The sequence below is a fragment of the Streptomyces abikoensis genome, from assembly GCF_014648775.1.
In the GTDB taxonomy this organism is placed as follows: domain Bacteria; phylum Actinomycetota; class Actinomycetes; order Streptomycetales; family Streptomycetaceae; genus Streptomyces; species Streptomyces abikoensis.
Genome location: NZ_BMRT01000005.1, coordinates 20,014 through 39,675 on the forward strand (window position 1 = coordinate 20,014; position 19,662 = coordinate 39,675).

19 protein-coding genes are annotated in these 19,662 nt (G+C 70.9%); 6 read left to right on the forward strand and 13 right to left on the reverse strand.

All coding sequences use genetic code 11. The annotated features are described in order from the left end of the window. Positions 1–10: 10 nt before the first annotated feature. Positions 11–565 carry a VanZ family protein gene (locus tag IE096_RS17920; RefSeq protein WP_229820329.1) on the forward strand — a complete coding sequence of 185 codons (555 nt, stop codon included), beginning with the start codon at positions 11–13 and terminating at the stop codon, positions 563–565. Positions 566–674: 109 nt separating this feature from the next. Continuing rightward, on the forward strand, positions 675–887 hold the full coding sequence (locus tag IE096_RS17925; protein WP_126915698.1) for a PspC domain-containing protein: 213 nt from the start codon (positions 675–677) through the stop codon (positions 885–887). 75 nt (positions 888–962) lie between these two features. On the opposite strand, the gene IE096_RS17930 is transcribed toward IE096_RS17925, so the two are convergent. Both IE096_RS17930 and IE096_RS17935 read right to left on the reverse strand, forming a co-directional pair. Next, on the reverse strand, positions 963–1,430 hold the full coding sequence (locus IE096_RS17930; RefSeq protein ID WP_189452922.1) for a hypothetical protein: 468 nt from the start codon (positions 1,428–1,430) through the stop codon (positions 963–965). 191 nt (positions 1,431–1,621) lie between these two features. Beyond that, positions 1,622–2,782 carry an adenosine deaminase gene (locus tag IE096_RS17935; RefSeq protein ID WP_126915696.1) on the reverse strand — a complete coding sequence of 387 codons (1,161 nt, stop codon included), beginning with the start codon at positions 2,780–2,782 and terminating at the stop codon, positions 1,622–1,624. A 104-nt stretch (positions 2,783–2,886) separates the two neighbouring features. On the opposite strand from IE096_RS17935, the gene IE096_RS17940 reads away from it, so the two are divergent. After that, positions 2,887–3,699 (forward strand): alpha/beta hydrolase, encoded by an 813-nt coding sequence (locus tag IE096_RS17940; protein ID WP_373298151.1) that lies wholly within the window; start codon positions 2,887–2,889, stop codon positions 3,697–3,699. 8 nt (positions 3,700–3,707) lie between these two features. On the opposite strand, the gene IE096_RS17945 is transcribed toward IE096_RS17940, so the two are convergent. After that, positions 3,708–4,712 (reverse strand): LysR family transcriptional regulator, encoded by a 1,005-nt coding sequence (locus tag IE096_RS17945; protein WP_126915695.1) that lies wholly within the window; start codon positions 4,710–4,712, stop codon positions 3,708–3,710. A 63-nt stretch (positions 4,713–4,775) separates the two neighbouring features. On the opposite strand from IE096_RS17945, the gene IE096_RS17950 reads away from it, so the two are divergent. Beyond that, a complete protein-coding gene (locus tag IE096_RS17950; protein WP_189452924.1) occupies positions 4,776–6,098 on the forward strand; it encodes an MFS transporter in 1,323 nt (440 codons plus the stop codon). 709 nt (positions 6,099–6,807) lie between these two features. Here the strand turns inward: IE096_RS17950 and IE096_RS17955 are convergent. Further along, a complete protein-coding gene (locus IE096_RS17955) occupies positions 6,808–7,707 on the reverse strand; it encodes an MBL fold metallo-hydrolase (protein WP_189452926.1) in 900 nt (299 codons plus the stop codon). A gap of 106 nt (positions 7,708–7,813) precedes the next feature. Here IE096_RS17955 and IE096_RS17960 point away from each other — a divergent pair, with 106 nt between their 5' ends. Next, a complete protein-coding gene (locus IE096_RS17960; protein ID WP_189452928.1) occupies positions 7,814–8,731 on the forward strand; it encodes an AraC family transcriptional regulator in 918 nt (305 codons plus the stop codon). Here the strand turns inward: IE096_RS17960 and IE096_RS17965 are convergent. Further along, positions 8,671–9,261: a carbohydrate-binding module family 14 protein gene (locus IE096_RS17965; RefSeq protein ID WP_189452930.1), complete on the reverse strand. Its 591-nt coding sequence runs from the start codon at positions 9,259–9,261 to the stop codon at positions 8,671–8,673. The two genes, IE096_RS17960 and IE096_RS17965, sit on opposite strands and share 61 nt — an antisense overlap. A gap of 333 nt (positions 9,262–9,594) precedes the next feature. On the opposite strand from IE096_RS17965, the gene IE096_RS17970 reads away from it, so the two are divergent. After that, the gene (locus IE096_RS17970; protein ID WP_189452932.1) at positions 9,595–10,419 is read left to right on the forward strand and encodes a class I SAM-dependent methyltransferase; all 825 of its coding nucleotides are present in this window, start codon (positions 9,595–9,597) and stop codon (positions 10,417–10,419) included. Positions 10,420–10,423: 4 nt separating this feature from the next. Here IE096_RS17970 and IE096_RS17975 read toward each other — a convergent pair whose 3' ends face one another. From IE096_RS17975 to IE096_RS18010, 8 genes are all read right to left on the reverse strand, one after another. After that, positions 10,424–11,029, reverse strand: a complete 606-nt coding sequence (locus IE096_RS17975) for a Uma2 family endonuclease (protein WP_189452934.1) — start codon at positions 11,027–11,029, stop codon at positions 10,424–10,426. A gap of 104 nt (positions 11,030–11,133) precedes the next feature. Then, positions 11,134–12,219 carry a TerD family protein gene (locus tag IE096_RS31990; protein ID WP_189452936.1) on the reverse strand — a complete coding sequence of 362 codons (1,086 nt, stop codon included), beginning with the start codon at positions 12,217–12,219 and terminating at the stop codon, positions 11,134–11,136. A 222-nt stretch (positions 12,220–12,441) separates the two neighbouring features. Next, the gene (locus IE096_RS17985; protein ID WP_189452938.1) at positions 12,442–13,725 is read right to left on the reverse strand and encodes a thymidine phosphorylase; all 1,284 of its coding nucleotides are present in this window, start codon (positions 13,723–13,725) and stop codon (positions 12,442–12,444) included. A gap of 95 nt (positions 13,726–13,820) precedes the next feature. After that, positions 13,821–14,216, reverse strand: a complete 396-nt coding sequence (locus IE096_RS17990; RefSeq protein WP_189452940.1) for a cytidine deaminase — start codon at positions 14,214–14,216, stop codon at positions 13,821–13,823. Beyond that, positions 14,213–15,505: an ABC transporter permease gene (locus IE096_RS17995; protein WP_229820332.1), complete on the reverse strand. Its 1,293-nt coding sequence runs from the start codon at positions 15,503–15,505 to the stop codon at positions 14,213–14,215. Before IE096_RS17995 ends, IE096_RS17990 begins: the two co-directional genes overlap by 4 nt. Next, positions 15,502–16,608, reverse strand: coding sequence for an ABC transporter permease (locus IE096_RS18000; protein WP_189452942.1), 1,107 nt, complete (start codon positions 16,606–16,608; stop codon positions 15,502–15,504). The genes IE096_RS17995 and IE096_RS18000 overlap by 4 nt, the downstream gene beginning before the upstream one ends. Continuing rightward, a complete protein-coding gene (locus IE096_RS18005; RefSeq protein ID WP_189453551.1) occupies positions 16,605–18,389 on the reverse strand; it encodes an ABC transporter ATP-binding protein in 1,785 nt (594 codons plus the stop codon). The genes IE096_RS18000 and IE096_RS18005 overlap by 4 nt, the downstream gene beginning before the upstream one ends. 220 nt (positions 18,390–18,609) lie before the next feature. Then, on the reverse strand, positions 18,610–19,638 hold the full coding sequence (locus IE096_RS18010; protein WP_189452944.1) for a BMP family lipoprotein: 1,029 nt from the start codon (positions 19,636–19,638) through the stop codon (positions 18,610–18,612). Between the last annotated feature and the right edge of the window lie 24 nt (positions 19,639–19,662).

Here is a 19,662-nt window from a genome sequence, read left to right on the forward strand (position 1 = left end):
CATGGGGGGCGTGCAGCGTCATGGCTACGGCGGTACGCCCGCCCTCCGACACCGCTACCGCGTGGCGGGCTGTGTCCTCCTGGCCGCCCATGTCCTCGTGGTCGGCTGGCTCGCCCTGCGGCCCTTGACCGCACCCTGGGTGAGCGCCGCGCATATGGAGCCGCTGGCGACGATCCGGGCCGATCTGGCGCTGAGCCCCTGGGAGGCCGCGCGTTCGATAGGGGCCGGTGTGCTGCCGTTCGCGCCGCTGGGCGTGCTGCTGCCGTGGGCGGGGGGCCGGATCGGGGCGTCGACGCTGGGTTCGCTGGCCCGGACGGTCTTCACCAGCGCGATGCTCTCGCTGGCCCTCCAGGTGGTGGGCAGCGGGGTCGCGGGCCAGGTGCTGGACGTGGACGCGCTGCTGCTCAACATCACCGGGGTGACGGCCGCGCACCTCGCGGTCGTCCCGGCGGTACGGGCCCGGCTACGCCGCAGGGCCGAGGCGGGACCTACCCGGGCCCCCCGCCGGGAGGAGGCGGAGTGCGCCCTGACCCCGACGATCCCCAGGGTCGGGATCGCCCCGTAGAGTGACGCTTTGCCCGGTCCGGCGGCCGTAGCGTGGAGTCATCGTGAAGGCGAGGGGACGGCCCCTCTCCTCCCGCTCCATGGCACCTCGATGTGAAGGAGTCGCCGCCATGTCCGCTCCGCTGGTCCGCCCCCGTAACCACAGGATGATCGCCGGAGTCTGCGCGGGTCTGGCCGAGCGCTTCGGGATGTCCCGGACGACGGTACGGGTGCTGTTCCTGCTGTCGTGCCTGCTGCCCGGTCCGCAGTTCGTCCTCTACCTCGCGCTGTGGATCCTGATGCCGTCCGAGGGCAGCCCCCGCGCGTCCGCCAAGGCCTGGTGAGCTGTCGTACGACGAACGGGCCGCGCTCCCCTGTCGGGGTGCGCGGCCCGTTCGCCTCGTCCGACGCCGTACGCGTCACTTGATGTTGGGGGTGCCCAGGCCCGGCAGGGAGAGGCCGTTGGGGGCGATGGCCTTGGTGGGCAGGCCGCCGAGGAGACCGGCGTTCCCCTTGTTGTCGGCGGGGGCGGCGTGCTTTCCGGTGGGGGTGGTGGCCTCGGCCGTCGCCCCCCGCGGGTGCCCGGCGAGCTTCTCCGCGTGCCCGGTCAGTTTCTCGGTGGGCAGGTGCGGGGCCAGTGCGGTGTCGGCGGCCTTCGCCGACTGCTCCAGCACGCCGGAGCGGATCAGCCGGTCCGAGGCGACGAGCGCCGGGCCGCCCATCGGGGCCGCCGGGGCGAGCTGCTCCAGCGGCAGCCCCTTGGCCGCGCCGGTGGCCGTGGTGGTGACCGACTCCAGCGTGCCGGCGGCGGCGGGGCCCGCCGCGCCGACGGCGAGGGCGGCACCGACGACGGCGGCGCCAAGGGCCTTGAGAGAAGCCTGCTTCATCTGTTCTGTCCTCGACTCGTGACGGGGATCGTGACGGGGATGCCGTAAGAAATGGGGAGCGGCATTGCAAACTAGCCACGAGTCCGCCGCACCCGCAATCAATGACACGGCCGGGGCCCTGTCGGACCCCGGCCGCATTCACGGTATCGGCCGCCGTCCGGGCATTACCGGGCCCGGCGGGGAATTGCTGGTCAGGCGGTTCCCGTCGTCGTCTGGCGGAACAGCCACTCGGACTTGAGCTCCGCGTAACCCGGCTTGATCACGTCATTGATCATGGCCAGACGTTCATCGAATGGGATGAAGGCCGACTTCATGGCGTTGACGGTGAACCACTGCATGTCGTCCAGCGTGTAGCCGAATGCCTTGACCAGGTGCTCGAATTCCCGGCTCATGCTGGTACCGCTCATCAGACGATTATCCGTATTCACGGTCGCCCGGAAATGCAGTTTCCGCAGAAGTCCGATCGGGTGCTCTTCGTACGAAGTGGCCGCGGCGGTCTGGAGGTTGGAGGTGGGGCACATCTCCAGCGGAATGCGCTTGTCCCGCACATAGGACGCGAGCCGGCCGAGCTTGACCGTGCCGTCCTCCGCGATCTCGATGTCGTCGATGATCCGCACACCGTGGCCGAGCCGGTCCGCGCCGCACCACTGGAGGGCCTGCCAGATCGACGGCAGGCCGAACGCCTCGCCCGCGTGGATCGTGAAGTGGTTGTTCTCGCGCTTGAGGAACTCGAAGGCGTCCAGGTGGCGGGTGGGAGGGAAGCCCGCCTCGGCGCCCGCGATGTCGAAGCCGACGACGCCCGAGTCGCGGTAGTTGTTGGTGAGTTCGGCGATCTCCAGCGCCCGCGCGGCGTGCCGCATGGCGGTCAGCATCGCGCCGACCCGGATCCGGTGGCCGTTCGCGCGCGCCCGGCGCTCGCCCTCCCGGAAGCCCTCGTTGACCGCCTCGACGACCTGCTCCAGGGTGAGCCCCGCCTCCAGGTGCTGCTCGGGGGCGTAGCGCACCTCGGCGTAGACGACGCCGTCCGCGGCCAGGTCCTCGGCGCACTCGGCCGCCACACGGAACAGCGCCTCGCGGGTCTGCATCACGGCGCAGGTGTGCGCGAAGGTCTCCAGGTAGCGCTCGAGCGAGCCGGAGTCGGCCGCCTCGCGGAACCAGACGCCCAGCTTCTCGGGGTCCGTCTCGGGGAGCTTGTCGTAGCCGATCGCGGCCGCGAGGTCGACGACCGTGGCGGGGCGCAGGCCACCGTCGAGGTGGTCGTGGAGCAGCACCTTGGGCGCCCGGCGGATCTGCTCGGGAGAGGGCAGGGACGGCTGTCCCGGGATCGTGTGGGAGAACGTCTCGCTCGTCATTTCCGCACTCTAGCCCCTACGCGCGTAGATGTCGGCGAACGATACGGAACGGTGACCCATCGGCGGGGTGGACACCACCGGTCCTTCTGCCATCGTTGTCTGCCATGGTCCAGCAAGCGTTGCCGCAGCGAGACCCCAGCGATCCGGACGGCCCGGCGAGCCCCGTCCTCCAGGCCCCGCGCCTCGGCAAACCCCTCGGCGCGACGGGCCTGCCGCCCGGCCCGACCGTGCAGGCGGTGGCCCTGCTGCTGCCCGGCGGCCCGGCCGCGGGCGTGCGCCGCCCCTCGTACCGCGCGCTGGCCGCCCAGCGCCCCCTGGCCCGCCGGCTGACCCGGGCGGCCGGCGAGGAGGGCCTGGCCGTCCACGTCCTGCGCTACCGCCACCGCGGCTGGAACGGTTCGGCCGCCGATCCGGTGGGGGACGTGCGCTGGGCGGCGGACGAGGCGGTGCGGCGCTACGGCGACGTACCGGTGTGCCTCGCGGGTCAAGGCATGGGCGCCCGGGCCGCGCTGCTCGCCGCCGGGCACCCGGCGGTGGCGTCGGTGCTGGCGCTCGCCCCGTGGCTGCCCGAGCCCGACGCCGTCCTCGCCCCCGACCCGGTGCGCCAGCTGGCGGGCCGCCGGGTGCTGATCGTCCACGGCACCAACGACGAGCGCACGGACCCGGACCTGTCCTACCGCCTCGCCGAGCGCGCCAAGAAGCTCAACCGCGACGTCTGCCGCTTCGAGGTCCACTCCGACGGCCACGCGCTGCACCAGCACCGCCCCGAAGTCCTCGCACTGGCAGCCGATTTCGTCCGCGGCTCGCTGCTGGGCCACCCGTACGCCCGCCCGGTGGCGGACGCCTTCGCGGCTCCGCCGCCGCTGGGGTTGCGGATGCCGCTGGCATCGGGGTTCGGGGAGTCGCTGCGGCACTGAAGCCCGCTTCAGCGGTGCAGCAGCAGCTGGCCTCTCCGCGACAGCAGGAACCGCTTGAACGCCGCGACGGGCGGCGTGTCCGGGTGCCCGTCCAGCCACGCCACGCCGATCTCGCGCACCGCGCGCGGCGCCGTCACCGCCAGCTCGACCACCCCGGGCCGGGGCACGGCGGGCGGCGGCAGCAGCCCGACCCCCAGCCCGGCGGCGACCAGGCCGCGCAGCGTCTCGGGGTCCTCCCCCTCGAAGGCGATCTTCGGTGTGAAGCCCGCGTCCGCGCACAGCCGGTCCGTGATCTTCCGCAGCCCGTACCCGGGTTCGAGGGTGACGAAGAGTTCGTTCGCGGCCTCCGCCAGCCGGATCCGCTTGCGCGCCGCCAGCGGATGGTCGTCCGGCACGATCAGCCGCAGCTTCTGCTCGTCCAGCCGGCGCGCCACCAGGTCCGGCTCGTCGGGCACCGGCGAGGTCAGGCACAGGTCGAGCTCGCCGTCGCGCAGCCGCTCGATCATCGCCTCGCCGTAGTTCTGCACCAGCTGGAACCGGACGCGCGGATGGTCGGTACGGAAGGCCCTGATGAGCTCGGGTACGGTCTCGGAGCCCATCGTGTGGAGGAACCCGAACGCGACCTTGCCCGACTCCGGGTCGGCGTCCATCCGCACGGACTCGGCGGCCCGCTCGACCTCCGACAGCGCGCGCTCGACCGTCGTCAGGAAATCCCGGCCGGCGGCGGTCAGCGAGACCTGCCGCCCGTGGCGGGCGAACAGCGCGACGCCCAGGTCCTCCTCCAGCCGGGCCATCGACCGGCTGAGCGTGGACTGCGGCATGCCGAGCTGGTGCGCGGCCCGCGTCACGTGCTCGTGCCGGGCGACGGCCGTGAACTGCGCCAGACGCGGCGTCAGGGTCGCCGCCCAGGAGCCGGCGGCCAGCTCCGCCGTAGGCGTTCCATCAAAGTCTTCGGTAACACTCCTGTTGCCGATCGGTGACAGAGGGGCCTTTGACCTGCGGTCATGCTGCATGGGATCGATTATCGCCATTCTGTGCATTGGACGCATCAGATGCACCGTGCATACGTTTGATTCATGCCTCCCGCTGATACCGGGGCATCCGTCGTCATCGCGCGCTCGGATGCCTCTACCGCGTCGTCCCTGTCGCCTCTCCCGTCCTCCTCGAACACCGACTCCGACGACACCCGGCTGGTCCCCGGCGGGTCCGGCTACCGCCGGATGAGCTTCGCGCTCTTCGCCGCCGGCGTCGCCACCTTCGCCCTCCTCTACTCCACCCAGGCCCTGCTCCCCGCGATCTCGGGCGGCCTCGGTGTGACGGCCGATCAGGCCAGCTGGACCGTCTCCGCCGCGACCGGCGGCCTCGCCCTCGCGGTCGTCCCGCTCAGCGCCCTCTCCGAGCGCTTCGGCCGCCGGGCCACGATGACGGCCGCCCTCTGCGTCGCCGCGCTGCTCGGCCTCCTGGTGCCCTTCGCCCCCGACCTGGGCTCGCTGATCGCGCTGCGCGCGGTGCAGGGCGCGGCACTGGCCGGAGTGCCGGCCTCCGCGATGGCGTACCTGGCGGAGGAGGTCCGCCCCAAGGCGCTGGTCGGCGCGATCGGGCTGTTCGTGGCGGGCAACGCCATCGGCGGGATGACCGGCCGGATCCTGGCCGGCTGGGTGGCCCAGGCCTGGGGCTGGCGCGCGGGCCTGTGCGCGGTGGGCGCGCTGGCGGTCGTGTGCGCGCTGACCTTCCGGCTCATGATCCCCAAGGCGCGGCACTTCACCCCGTCCACGGTCTCGGCGCGCTCCCTGGCCCACACGCTGCGCACCCACCTCACCGACCCGCTGCTGTGCCGCCTGTACGCGATCGGCGCGCTCTTCATGACCGTCTTCGGCGCGGTCTACACCGTCATCGGCTACCGGCTGGCGGAGGCGCCCTTCTCGCTGCCGCAGGGCGTCGTCGGCTCCATCTTCCTGATCTACCTGGTCGGCACGGCCTCCTCCGCCGCCGCGGGCACGCTCGTCGCCCGCCTCGGCCGGCGCGGCGCGCTCTACCTCGCGGTGGGCACGACGGCGGTGGGCCTGCTGCTCACCGTCACGTCCTCGCTGACCGCGATCCTGGTCGGCCTGGTCCTGATCACGGCCGGCTTCTTCGCGGGCCACGCGGTGGCCTCGTCCTCCGTCAGCCGCGCCGCGACGACGGGCCGCGCCCAGGCCTCGGCCCTCTACCAGTTCGCGTACTACGCGGGCAGCTCGGTCGGCGGCACCCTCGGCGCGCTCGCCTTCCGCGCGGCGGGCTGGGACGGCACGGTCGTCCTGGGCCTGCTGGCCATGGTGGCCGCCGCGTCGATCACGCTGTACGCGACGCACCGCGCGGCGGTCCAGCGCCGCCTCCTGATCGCGGCGGCGCGCCGCTAGCCGGTTTCCGCTTCCGCGGATCCCGCTCGCAGAGCCCGGAGGGGCCGCACCCGCTCTTGACAGGCGGCGGGTGCGGCCCCTTCGTCATGGGGGCGCGTCGCGGTTCACCCGTTGGGTGTGTGGGGGGCTGAAGTCGGGAGGCGGATTCGGTACGGTGGAGGCGGCATCCTCTCGGGGACGCCCGGTGCCGTGCGGGCACCAAAGAGGCCCCCGCCCGGACCGAGACTCCAGACGGGGACCAGAACACCGCATGGGCGTTCAGTCGACCGAGGGTCCCCAGTTGGTCGGGGGATCGTCGGTCACCGCACAAAGAGGCCCCCGCCCGGACCAGGTATCCAGACGAGGGCCCACACCGTTCAGCCAGTCATCTGACCGACGGTCCCCAGGGTCTCGGGGGATCGTCGGTCACCGGCCGATCAGCCACCTCCCGAACTCACGGACTACGAAGTAGATCCGCTCGATCAGAGTCGGCTTACGGTGACGAGCCATTGCCCGCCCTCCTCCACAAAGGCGGCCGAATGTCCCGGTCGACCGCGCCTGTTGGATTCGGGCCGGGCCCCGAGGACGTGGGGCCCGGTCCTTCCTTGGAGGAGGGCGTGCCATTGGCACGCACAGCGACACTATCGCTCCTCTGAGTCCCCAAATGGCCCATAAGACAGGGCGCTTGAGGCGCACAAGGGGCGCGCGGCGGAGGTGCGCACTTCCCCGATCAGATCGACGCGAACGGCGCCCAGCGCGACAAGGCGAACTTGTCACCGTCCCGCCGCACCTCAGCCGCCCCGTGCCCCGGCAGATGCGCCGGGAAGATCAACGACCGGGTATCAGCGGCCTCTTCCAGGATCCTCCGCCGGGAACGCGTCGCCTCCACCTGGTCCTCGCTCAGGCACGTGTCGCAGTCGGGTTCGGCGAACTGCAACGGGCTGTGCACGAGGTCGCCCACGAACACCGCCCGATCCGTTCCGGACGCCAGCCGGAGGACCGACGAGCCGGGGGTGTGCCCGGGAGCGGGCGCGAGGGCGAGGCTGCCGTCGATGCGGTACTCGCCGTCACTCCCGTCCCACAAGACGGCCTGCCCGGCGCGCCGGACCGGCAGCACACTGTCCGCGAACGCGGCGCCCGCAGGCCCGGCGGCCGCTTCCGGCCGCGCCCAGTGCTCGAAGTCCGCCCTGGGGACGAGGTAGGTGGCGTTGGGGAAGGTGGGCACCCACTCCCCCGCCACCAGCCGGGTGTTCCAACCGACGTGATCGGCGTGCAGGTGGGTGTTGACCACGACGTCCACGTCCTCCGGCCGCACCCCGACGGCGGCCAGCCGCTCCAGGAAGTCTCCTCGCAACCGTGACCAGACCGGCCGGTCCGGCCGCTCCTTGTCATTGCCGAGCCCGGTGTCGACGAGGATCGTCCGCCCCTCGTTGCGCAGCAGCCACGTCTGTACGGCGACGCCTAGCCTGTCGGTGCCGGGGTCCCAGAAGTCGGGGGCCAGCCACGACTCGTTCTCCCGCCACATCCGTGGCGTGCTGTCGGGAAAGATCTCGGTGATGGGCGCCGCTGCCGGGGCGTGCCATTCCACGATGCGGGTGATCTCCACCGCGCCCAAGGTCATCGTTCGCATGGGTAAGACGTTAAGGAGCGTCCGGAAGACGCCCAATACGTCACCGTCCACGGTGTATACGCGATCGTCTCGCACCCGCTCGCAACCGCTCGCGCATACTCACGGCATGGACGTTCTCAGCGACACCCTCGCCGCCCTGCGCACCGGGCGGCCGTACTCGACGCTGACACGACAGCAAGGCCACTGGGAGACGGACATCCCGCCCTTCGGCGGAGCCGGCTTCCATGTGGTGCTGGACGGCTCCTGCCGGCTGATACCCCGGGCTCCGGGGGAAGCGGTGACGCTCGTCAAGGGCGACGCCGTCTTCCTGCCGCACGGCACGCCGCACACCCTGACGGCTTCCGCCGACCGCCCGTCCACCGTGCTGCTCACCGGCGGCTACCGCATGGACCAGGCCCGGGCCCATCCCCTCCTCGCGGACTTCCCCGCCTTCCTCCCCCTGCCCGCACGCGCCACCCCGCACGCGTCGCTGCACACGGTCATCCGCCTGCTCGGCGATGAGCTGGAGTCTCCGGGTCAGGGCACGGACGCCGCCCTGCCCTCCCTGCTGGAGCTGCTGCTCATCCACCTGATGCGCGCGGTCTACGAGGCCCGTTCCACCGTGGCCACCACCGGCTGGTGCCGCGCCCTGGCCGACCCCACGGCGGGCGCCGCCCTCCGCGCCCTCCACACGGAACCGGCCCGTCCATGGACGGTCGCCTCGCTCGCGGCCACGGCGGGCCTCTCCCGGGCAGCGTTTTCCCGCCGTTTCACCACGCTGGTCGGAAGGCCACCGCTGACATACGCGACGTGGTGGCGCCTGACCCTGGCCGCCGGGCTCCTCCGGAACTCGGACGCGACCCTGGCGACCGTCGCCGAACGCGTCGGCTACGGGTCACAGTTCGCCTTCGCCAACGCGTTCAAGCGGGAGTACGGGACCTCGCCGGGACGGTACCGGCTGCTGACCGCCGGGGACGACGGCAGCTATCGAGCGACTACGGTGCCTCTGCCCATGGAGCCGGCGAGAGTGCTGATGCCGTCGTAGGTGGCGGTGTAACCGCGCAGCAGTTGGTCCGCCGCCGTCACGGAGATTCCGTCGGCGTCACAGGAAGCGGTACCGAGGAGGCTGGTACGCGCGGTGCAGAGGGTCGTGCCGTCGAGGGTGGCGAAGGTGACGGAGGCGCCGGGCAGGTACCGGCCGCCGTCGTAGGTGACCTTGGCGTTCAGGCCCTTCACCCCCAGCGGGGTACGGGTCAGCTTCGCCGTCCCCGCCTTGAGGCTGGTGCCCGTCACGTGCGCCTTGTCCGGCGCCGCGCACTGCTTGTCCGTGGCGTCCCACACGGAGCCTTGCGGGCAGGTGTAGTCGTACCGGATGCCCTTGTGGCAGAAGGAGTAGCGACTCGGGTCACCGCCGTCGGGCAGGCGCGCGCCCTCGACCCCGGCGACGACCGGGCACGGCGCGGTGGCCCTGGCCCCGGCCCCCGGGACGCCGACGGCGTGAGCCGACACGACCGCCCCTCCGACGACGAGCACGGCGGCGGCGCCGAGAGCGGTGGCGATGCGACGAAGCGGCATGATGTCCCCCAACGGTGATTGATCACGACAACACACGAGACGTTAGTGATCAGCCGTGATCGCCAGCGACAGCCCTTTCGGCCAGACCGGCTTCTGTCAGCGCGGATCCGCCCTTTGGGCGCCCTCACGTGATGGCCAGCGCTGCCGGATCGGCGGCCCGCGGCCGCCGCGACGCGCGGCCGCCGCGACGCCCGCATCACCCCGCCGCTCCGCCTGCGGAAATCCCCCGGGCCGGGCACACTGCGGTGGTGAATTCCGCTGCCACCACTGCGGAGTTCGCCGCTCCGCGACGACATACGGCGCGAGGCGGACCGGCGGCGGCACCATGGGGCCATGACCGAGAATCCCATCGACCGCGCCCCCGAACGGCGCGTCGCCTTCGGTGAGGCCGCCGAGCAGTACGACGCCGCGCGCCCCGGCTATCCGGACGAACTCGTCACCGGCGTGCTGGAGTTCACCGGGCGCCGGCCGCAGGGCGTGGACGCGCTGGAGGTCGGCGCGGGCACGGGCAAGGCGACGCTCGCGTTCGCCGCGCGCGGCGTCACGCTGACCTGCCTCGAACCCGACCCCCGGATGGCGGCCGTGCTGGCACGGCACTGCGCCGGCATGCCCCATGTCACCGTCGAGGACGTCGACTTCGAGAGATGGCAGGCCTCAGACCGGAGGTTCGCGCTGCTTCTCGCCGGCCAGGCGTGGCACTGGGTCGACCCGGAGGTGCGCTGGCGGCGGGCACGGGAGTTACTGGTCCCGGGCGGGGCCATCGCCCTGTTCTGGAACGACTGGCTGGTGGCCGACGAGACCCTTCGGCACGAGCTGAGGGCCGTGCACCACCGCCACCTGCAGGGGCTGCCGCCGCATTCGATCGTGGACGCCCAGCCCCGCGAGTCGGTCATGGCTCCGAACTCCTGGGTGTGGGAGGAGTTGCAGGCCCAGGAGGACTTCACCGATGTGGAGCACCGCCTGTATCACTCACGGCACACCCGCACCACGGCCGGGATCGTCGACCTGCTGTCGTCGCTCTCCTCGTACCTGATCCTGACGGAGGAGACCCGTCGGGCGGTGCTTTCCGATGTCTCACGGACGGTCGACGCCCACGGCGGCGCGCTCGAACTGGCAACGCGCACGGGCCTCTTCCTGGCCCGCGCCACCCCGGCGTGACCCGTCAGCCGACGTCGACGGGGAATGCCTCTGTCTCAAGCGTCAGAGCGAACGGCTCGGGAAGGGGGATGTCCTCTCCGAACTTCCCCGCGTACAGCACTCGGTAGACGTCGTCCTTCGGCTCTCCGTAGAGGGTGATGGTGGGGCCACCCTTCGCCCAACCGTCGACCAGGAGGTAGAGGGGCGCACCGGCGTGCGCGTAGGCCGCCGGCTTGCTGACACGGTCATGACGGAGGCTGGACTTCGACGTGATCTCGGCGATGAACATCGAGGCGGAGGCGGGAATGTACTGCTCGGACTCGGACAGTTCCAGCAGCTCGGACTCCGGTGCGACGACCAGGTCGGGGATGAAGAGGCCGCTACGCGAAGGGACGGAGACCGCCAGGGTTTGGTAGATCCCCCAGTCCTCCGGGATCACTGTGTACAGAGCGCGCTGGAGCTTTCCCGCGATGACGTTGTGCCTATTGGCGGGAGCTGGTGACACGGTGATGATCCCCTCAATGATCTCCACCTTGCAGCCCTCGGGAGCTTCCGTCTCTTCCCAGATACGGAGCAACTCGTCCCACTCACGGCCGTGGCCTTCGGAGTGGTCGACGGTGAGTGCGCTCACGGCGGTCTCCTTCATCGGTGCATCACCGATCCCAGCATGCCGAACGGGACCGGCGGAGGTCCACCGATCCCGTTCACCCGTACGAGGAGTCCGGCGTCAGCCCGTCACTCGTCCTCGTAGTAGTTGTTGATGATCACGTCCGGCTCGTCGTCGCTCATCGCCTCGTTGAGGAGCGCGCCGCCGACGAGGCCCGCCGCGCCCGCGCCGATGAGGGCGCCGGTGCCGAAGCGGCGGCCGCCCTGCTGCTGGCCGCCCTGCTGCTGCGGGTAGCCGGCGGGGGGCTGCTGCTGGGGGTAGCCCTGCTGGACGGGCTGGGGGTAGCCCGCCTGGGGCTGCTGCGGCGTGTAGTACGGCGGCGGCGTGGTCTGGACGCGCTGGGCGCAGCCGCCGCAGGTCTGGACCTGGCGGGGGACGCCCCACTGCGGGGACCACAGGACCGTCGTCATGCCGGGGCCATGGCTCGGGTCGAAGAAGCACGTCACGGTGGAGCTCCCTGATACGTAATCGATTGCTGGTGGGGCGGAGGCGATGGTCGGAGGTGCCGGCGGGGCCGCCGGAACCGGCGCAGGCGCAGGCGGAGGCGGAGGCGGCGGCGTCGCCTGCGTCGTCGCCTCGCGCAGGACGTCCACGCCGTAGTCCGTCGCGATGCCCGCCAGCCCCGACGCGTATCCCTGCCCGATCGCCCGGAACTTCCATTCCGTCCCGTGGCGGTAGAGCTCGCCGAAGACCATCGCGGTCTCCGTCGAGCCGTCGCCCTTCAGGTCGTAGCGGGCCAGCTCGCGGCCGTCCGCGCGGTCGACGACGCGGATGTGGGCGCTGTCGAGCTGGCCGAAGGTCTGGTGGCGTTGTTCGGCCTCGTAGAGGGAGACGGGGAAGACGATCTTCGCCACCGTCTCCGGGACCCTGCCGAGGTCGACCTGGATCTGCTCGCGGTCCTCTCCCCCGGACGCGCCCACGTCCCCCGAGTGGGTGACCGAGCCGTCGGGGCTCCGAAGGTTGTTGAAGAAGACGAAGTGCCGGTCGGAGACGACCTTCCCGGCCTGGTCGCACAGCAGGGCGCTGGCGTCCAGGTCGTAGTCGGCGCCCGCGGCGGGACGGACCCGCCAGCCCAGCCCGACCGTCACCGCAGTCAGGCCCGGGGCCTGCTTGGTGAGCGACACGTTGCCGCCCTTGGTCAGGGGCACACCCATGAACTTCCTCCACAAACCACTGTCCCGGTCCCCGTCGTCTTGATCAACGGGGCACTCGCGCCCACAGTTCCTGGCTTGCGCAATATACAAAATGAGGGCCTCGACGAGTGTGCGCCCCCGGCCGCGGGCGACGCCGGTGACGACTGATCCCCCCCCACGGGATACGACGAAAGCCCCCGCCTCGGAGCAAGGCGGGGGCTTTCGGCGTCGCGCCGATGAAACTTACGCGATGCGGTCCAGCACGATCGGGTTCGGCGTGAAGTCCGTACCCGCCGGGGAGATCTCGACGCCGCCCTCAAGAGCCTTGAGCGCGTACTCGAACTTCTCCGGGGTGTCGGTGTTGAGGGTCATCAGCGGCTGGCCCGCCTTGACCGTGTCACCCGGCTTGGCGTGCATCTCGATGCCCGCGCCGGCCTGCACCGGGTCCTCCTTGCGGGCGCGGCCCGCGCCCAGGCGCCACGCCGAGACGCCCACCGCGTAGGCGTCCAGCTTGGTGAGGACGCCGGACTCGGCGGCCGTCACCACGTGCTGCTCGCGGGCGACCGGCAGCGTGGCGTCCGGGTCGCCGCCCTGGGCGATGATCATGCGGCGCCAGACGTCCATCGCGGAGCCGTCGGCGAGCGCCTTGGCCGGGTCGGCGTCCTTGATGCCGGCCGCGTCGAGCATCTCGCGGGCCAGGGCGATGGTGAGCTCGACGACGTCCGCCGGGCCGCCGCCCGCGAGGACCTCGACGGACTCGCGCACCTCCAGGGCGTTGCCCGCGGTGAGGCCGAGCGGGGTCGACATGTCGGTGAGCAGGGCCACGGTCTTGACGCCGTGGTCGGTGCCGAGGCCGACCATCGTGGAGGCCAGTTCGCGGGCGTCCGCGAGGTTCTTCATGAAGGCGCCCGAGCCGACCTTCACGTCGAGGACGAGCGAGCCCGTGCCCTCGGCGATCTTCTTCGACATGATGGAGGAGGCGATCAGCGGGATGGCCTCGACCGTGCCGGTGACGTCGCGCAGGGCGTAGAGCTTCTTGTCGGCCGGGGCCAGGCCGTCGCCGGCGGCGCAGATGACCGAGCCCACGTTGCGCAGGACGTCCAGCATCTCGTCGTTGGAGAGCAGCGCGCGCCAGCCGGGGATGGACTCCAGCTTGTCGAGGGTGCCACCGGTGTGGCCGAGGCCGCGGCCGGAGAGCTGCGGGACGGCCGCGCCGCAGGCCGCGACGAGGGGGGCCAGCGGGAGGGTGATCTTGTCGCCGACGCCGCCGGTGGAGTGCTTGTCGGCGGTGGGGACGGGCAGGGACGAGAAGTCCATGCGCTCGCCGGACTTGATCATCGCGGCGGTCCAGCGCGCGATCTCCGCGCGGTCCATGCCGTTGAGCAGGATGGCCATCGCGAGCGCGGACATCTGCTCGTCGGCGACCTCGCCCCGCGTGTACGCGTCGATCATCCAGTCGATCTGCTCGTCGCTCAGACGACCGCGGTCACGCTTGGTGCGGATAACGGAAATGGCGTCCATCAGCACATTTTCCTTAAGTTCGTAGTCCTCAGGTCTTCCCGGGTCCGGAAAGTGACCCGGACGGGCTGAAAGATCAGCCCGTCCGGCGCTTAGGGACATCTTCAACGATTCAGGTCCGAGGGCCCAAACGCGTCGGGGAGGAGCTCGGCGAGCGGGCGGACGCCCGTCGTCGTGTCCACCTCCAGCTCGGGGCCGCCGTGCTCCCAGAGCAGCTGGCGGCAGCGGCCGCACGGCATCAGGACGTTGCCGTGGCGGTCGCAGCAGGTGAAGTGGGTCAGCCGGCCGCCGCCGGTGGCGATCAGCTCGGAGACCATGCCGCACTCGGCGCACAGGGCGACGCCGTAGGCGGCGTTCTCCACGTTGCAGCCGGTGACGACGCGGCCGTCGTCCACGAGGGCCGCCGAGCCGACGGGGAAGTTGGAGTACGGGGCGTAGGCCCGGGACATGGCGTCCCGGGCCCGCCCGCGCAGGGCCTCCCAGTCAGGGGAGTCGGTCACTTGCCCTGGCCCTTCCGGTACGGCTTGCCGTCGGCCTTGGGCATCCGCAGGCGCTGCGCGGACAGCGACAGGACCAGCAGGGTCGCGACGTACGGGGTGGCGTCGACGAACTCCAGCGGGACGGTCTTGGTCAGCGCGTACCAGAGGACGAGGGCCGCGGCGATGACACCACTGATGACCGCGGGCCGCTTCTTGCCCTGCTTCAGGCGCCACAGGGCGAGGCCGACGAGCAGCACCGCCACGAGCAGCAGCAGGGCGTGGACGGTCGGGCCGCCGGAGCGCAGCTGGAGGCTGTCCATGAAGCCGAACAGGCCGGCGCCCATGGCGACGCCGCCCGGCCGCCAGTTACCGAAGATCATCGTGGCGAGACCGATGTAGCCGCGACCGCCGGTCTGGCCGTCGGAGTACATGTGGGTGCCGATGGCGAGGAACGCGCCACCGAGGCCGGCCATGCCGCCGGAGACGATGACGGCCGCGTACTTGTACTTGTAGACGTTGACGCCGAGGGACTCGGCGGCCACCGGGCTCTCGCCGCAGGAGCGCAGGCGCAGGCCGAAGGCCGAGCGCCACAGCACGAAGAACGTGCCGACGAAGAGCAGCGCGGCGACGATCGTCAGCCAGGACACGTCGGAGACGAGGCCGTCGAGGACGCCGGCGACGTCGGAGACGAGGAACCAGTGGTGCTTCTCGATCGAGTGGAGCCAGTCGGACAGGCCCGGGATGGAGAAGTTGGGCATGTTCTCCATGACCGGCGACTGCTTGTCGTTGCCGCCCGCCTTCTGCGCGGCACTGCCCTCGGCACCGAACCACATCTTGGCCAGGTACTGGGTGACGCCCAGGGCCAGGATGTTGATGGCCACACCCGAGATGATGTGGTCGACGTTGAAGGTGACGGTCGCGACGGCGTGGATGAGTCCGCCGACGGCACCGCCGACGACGCCGGCGAGGGCCGCCACCCACGGGCCGTGCTGCCAGCCCATCCAGCCGGCACAGAACGTGCCGAGCATCATCATGCCTTCGAGGCCGATGTTGACGACGCCGGCGCGCTCGGCCCACAGGCCGCCGAGACCGGCGAGGCCGATGGGCACGGCGGCGGCGAGGGCGCCGGAGAACTGACCGGAGGAGGTCAGGTCGTTGGCGCCGGTGATCTGGCGGAGGGCCGCCAGCAGGATCATCGCGCCAGCGATGATCAGCAGGACGACGGGGGTCGAGAGCTTGCCCCGCTTGCCCTCCGGCCGGTTCCTGCCGGACAGCTTCTCCGCGATGGCGGAGGTGAAGGTGGTGCTCACGCGGAAACCTCCGCCTTGTCGCTCTTACGGGCCTGGGCGGCGAGTTCCTCGCCGACCTTGCGCTGCTGGGCCTTGAGGCCGTACCGGCGCACGATCTCGTAGGCGATGACGACGCACAGGACGATGACGCCCTGGATCACGCCGACGATCTCCTGGGCGTAGCCCTCGAACTCCAGCTGGGTGCCGGTGCGCTCCAGGAAGCCCCAGAGCAGGGCGGCGAGCGCCATGCCGATGGGGTTGTTGCGGCCGAGCAGCGCGATGGCGATACCGGTGAAGCCGATACCGGCCGGGAAGTCGGTGCCGTAGTTGTACGACACGCCGAGCAGGGTCGGCATGCCGACGAGACCGGCGATGGCACCGGACAGCAGCATGGAGGTGATCACCATGCGCTTGACGCTCACGCCGGAGGCGTGGGCCGCGGACTCGGACCGGCCGACGGTGCGGAGGTCGAAGCCGAAGCGGGTGCGGTTGAGGACGAACCAGTAGGCGGCGCCGGCGAGGGCGGCGATCACCACGAAGCCGTAGATGGGCTTGGGCTGGGTCGGGATCTCGAAGAAGTGGGCCGAGTCGGGCAGGTAGGGCGTGTGGATCAGGTTGCCCTCCTTCTGCGCGAGGCGGCCGTCCTGGAGGAAGTAGCCGATCACCGAGGCGCCGATGGCGTTCAGCATGATCGTGCTGATGACCTCGTTGACGCCGCGGGTGACCTTCAGCAGACCGGCGATGCCGGCCCAGACGGCGCCGATCGCCATCGCGACGACGATGATGACCGGGATCTGGATGATGCCCGGCATCGTCAGCGCGCCGCCGACCACGGCGGCGAAGAACGCCGCGATGCGGTACTGGCCGTCGACACCGATGTTGAACAGGTTCATCCGGAAGCCGATGGCCACGGCCAGCGCGGAGAGGTAGTACGGCGTCGCCTTGTTGATGATCCAGACCTGGCTGTCGGCCTTCGAGCCGAACTCCACCATCACCTGGTAGGCGTGGAAGGGGTCCTTGCCGGTGGCCCCGATGATGATCGAGGTGATCACCAGCGCGGTGACGATGGCCAGGGCCGGGGCGGCGAGGCCAAGGATCAGCTTGTTCTTGTCGAACTTCTTCACTTCGAGTCACCGCCTTCCGGGTTCTCGTCGCTCTTGGCGCTCTTGTCGTTCTTCACGTTCTTCTTCTCCGGCTCCGAGGAGGGCTCCTCGGTCTCGGCCGGGGTCTCCTCCGCGGGGGTCTCCTCCGCCGGGGTCTCCTCCGCCGGGGCCTCCGGGTCCGCCGGGGCCTCCGGGGCGTCCCCGGAATCCGAGGGCTCCGGGGCCTCCTCGGCGCCCTCCTCGTGCTCGAGGTGGCCCGACGCGGCGCCCGTCATGGCGGAGCCCAGCTCCTCCGGGGTGATCGTCGCGGGGTCCGCGTCGGCGACCAGGCGGCCGCGGAACATCACCCGGAGCGTGTCGGAGAGGCCGATCAGCTCGTCCAGGTCGGCGGAGATCAGCAGCACCGCCAGGCCCTCGCGGCGCGCCTCGCGGATCTGGTCCCAGATCTGCGCCTGCGCGCCGACGTCCACGCCCCGGGTGGGGTGCGCGGCGATGAGGAGCTTGGGGTTGTGGCTCATCTCGCGGCCGACGATCAGCTTCTGCTGGTTGCCGCCGGACAGGGAGGCCGCGGTGACCTCGATGCCGGGCGTGCGGACGTCGTACTCGCGGACGATGCGCTCGGTGTCCTCACGGGCGGCCTTGGTGTCGAGGAGCCCGCCCTTGCTGTTGGGCTTCTCGGTGACGTGGCCGAGGATGCGGTTCTCCCACAGCGGGGCCTCCAGCAGCAGGCCGTGGCGGTGGCGGTCCTCGGGGATGTACCCCATGCCGCCCTCACGGCGCTTGCGCGTGGGGGTCTTGGTGATGTCGTCGCCGTCGAGGGTGACGACGCCGCCGTCCGGGGTCCGCATGCCCATGATGGCCTCGACGAGCTCCGCCTGACCGTTGCCCTCGACACCCGCGAGGCCGAGGACCTCGCCCTTGTGGATGGTGAAGGAGATGCCGTCGAGCACCGCGCGGACGACGCCGTCGGAGTCGGTGGCGGACAGGTGGAGGCCGTCGACGGTGAGCATGGGCACGTCGGTGACCGTGGACTCACGGGTCTCCGGCGAGGGCAGCTCCTCGCCCACCATCAGCTCGGCGAGCTGCTTGGGGGTGGTCTCGCTGGGGATCGCGGTGCCGACGGTGGTGCCGCGCCGGATGACGGTGATGTCGTCGGCGACGGAGAGCACCTCGCCCAGCTTGTGGGAGATGAAGATGACCGTCAGGCCCTCGGCCTTGAGCTCGCGCAGGTTGTCGAAGAGCGCGTCGACCTCCTGGGGAACCAGGACGGCGGTGGGCTCGTCGAGGATCAGGGTGCGGGCACCCCGGTAGAGGACCTTGAGGATCTCCACGCGCTGGCGGTCGGCGACGCCGAGGTCCTCGACGAGGACGTCGGGGCGCACGCCCAGGCCGTACGCGTCGGAGATCTCCTTGATCTTCTTGCGGGCCTTGTTGCCGATGCCGTGGAGCTTCTCGGCGCCGAGGACGACGTTCTCGAGCACGGTGAGGTTGTCGGCCAGCATGAAGTGCTGGTGCACCATGCCGATGCCGCGCGCGATGGCGTCGGCGGGGCTGTGCAGGGAGACCTGCTCGCCGTCGAGGGTGATGGTGCCCTCGTCCGGCTTCTGCATGCCGTAGAGGATCTTCATCAGGGTCGACTTGCCGGCGCCGTTCTCGCCGCAGAGGGCGTGGACGGTGCCGCGGCGGACCGTGAGGTGGATGTCGTGGTTGGCCACGACTCCGGGGAACCGCTTGGTGATGCCCGCGAGCTCTACCGCCGGTGCGGCTGGCTCCTTCTTGGGCTCTTCGGTGGACGCTTTGATGGCGCACTCTCCTCGGGGAAGGGAGCGGGAGGAAAGCCGGACCAGCCGTGCGGGGGTCGGAGGGTTCGGCGGGGCGGGGGCGACGCTACACGCGTCAATGCCGTGCTACGCGCGTAGCGTTGGCTCGTATGTACGGGCCCGGCGGCGGGGGAGCTCCTCCCCCGCCGCCGGGCCCGCTGTCATGACGTCATGACGGACCGGCCGGAACCGGTCACTCGCGTCACGGGGCGGTGCGGACCTTGACCTGGCCGTCCACGATCTTCTTCTTCGCGGCGTCGATCTTGTCCTTGATGTCGTCGATCTGACCACCGGAGGTGGCCAGCGACACGCCGCCGTCCTTGAGCAGGTAGGCGTGCGGGCCCGTGAGCGGCTTGCCGTCCTTGACGCTCTTGATGAGGTCGAAGACCGCCACGTCCACGTTCTTCACCACGGAGGTGAGGATGGAGCTCTTGTACTTCTCCAGGCCGGGCTGCTGGTACTGGTCGGAGTCGACACCGATCGCCCAGGCGCCCTTCTGGCCGGCGATGGCCTCGATCGAACCGTTGCCGGAGAGACCGGCGGCGGTGTAGATCACGTCGATGCCCGAGTCGAGCATGCCCTTGGCCTTGTCCTTGGCGGCCGCCGGGTCGTTGAAGCCCTTGTCGTTGTTCGGGTACAGGTACTGCGAGGTGACCTGGACGCTGGAGTCCGTGTCCTTCGCGCCCTGCTCGAAGCCGGCCTGGAACTTCTGGATGAGGGCGTTGTTCACACCACCGATGAAGCCGACCTTGTGGCTCTTGGACTTCAGGGCGGCGGCGACACCCGCGAGGTAGGAGCCCTCGTGCTCACCGAAGGTGATGCTGTCGATGTTGTTGCCCGGGGCGACCGAGTCGACGATGCCGAAGGTGGTCTTCGGGAAGTCCTTGGCGACCTTCTCGATCGACTTCGAGTAGTTGAAGCCGACGCCGATGACGGGGTTGTACCCGGACTCGGCCAGCGAGGTCAGCCGCTGCTCGCGGTCGGCCTCGGTCTCACCGTTCTTGGCGGTCATCAGCTTGCTCTGGACACCGAGCTCCTTCTGAGCCTTGTCCACGCCACGGGCGGCGGACTCATTGAAGGAGTGGTCGTCACGGCCGCCGACGTCGAACGCCAGGCCGACGCCCTTTCCGCCGCTGCTGGACTCGGTAGAGGACTCACCACAGGCGGTGAGAGTGAATGCGAGAGCCGCGGTGCTGATGCCCGCGACGGCGATAGTGGATACCCGGCGCACGAGGGGCCCCTTCACTCGAAGCGC

Coding starts and splice junctions, on each gene's coding strand:
- IE096_RS17925 (WP_126915698.1), top strand. CDS start 675: ATGTCCGCTCCGCTGGTCCGCCCCCGTAACCACAGGATGATCGCCGGA.
- IE096_RS17930 (WP_189452922.1), bottom strand. CDS start 1,430: ATGAAGCAGGCTTCTCTCAAGGCCCTTGGCGCCGCCGTCGTCGGTGCC.
- IE096_RS17935 (WP_126915696.1), bottom strand. CDS start 2,782: ATGACGAGCGAGACGTTCTCCCACACGATCCCGGGACAGCCGTCCCTG.
- IE096_RS17940 (WP_373298151.1), top strand. CDS start 2,887: ATGGTCCAGCAAGCGTTGCCGCAGCGAGACCCCAGCGATCCGGACGGC.
- IE096_RS17945 (WP_126915695.1), bottom strand. CDS start 4,712: ATGCAGCATGACCGCAGGTCAAAGGCCCCTCTGTCACCGATCGGCAAC.
- IE096_RS17950 (WP_189452924.1), top strand. CDS start 4,776: ATGCCTCCCGCTGATACCGGGGCATCCGTCGTCATCGCGCGCTCGGAT.
- IE096_RS17955 (WP_189452926.1), bottom strand. CDS start 7,707: ATGCGAACGATGACCTTGGGCGCGGTGGAGATCACCCGCATCGTGGAA.
- IE096_RS17960 (WP_189452928.1), top strand. CDS start 7,814: ATGGACGTTCTCAGCGACACCCTCGCCGCCCTGCGCACCGGGCGGCCG.
- IE096_RS17965 (WP_189452930.1), bottom strand. CDS start 9,261: ATGCCGCTTCGTCGCATCGCCACCGCTCTCGGCGCCGCCGCCGTGCTC.
- IE096_RS17970 (WP_189452932.1), top strand. CDS start 9,595: ATGACCGAGAATCCCATCGACCGCGCCCCCGAACGGCGCGTCGCCTTC.
- IE096_RS31990 (WP_189452936.1), bottom strand. CDS start 12,219: ATGGGTGTGCCCCTGACCAAGGGCGGCAACGTGTCGCTCACCAAGCAG.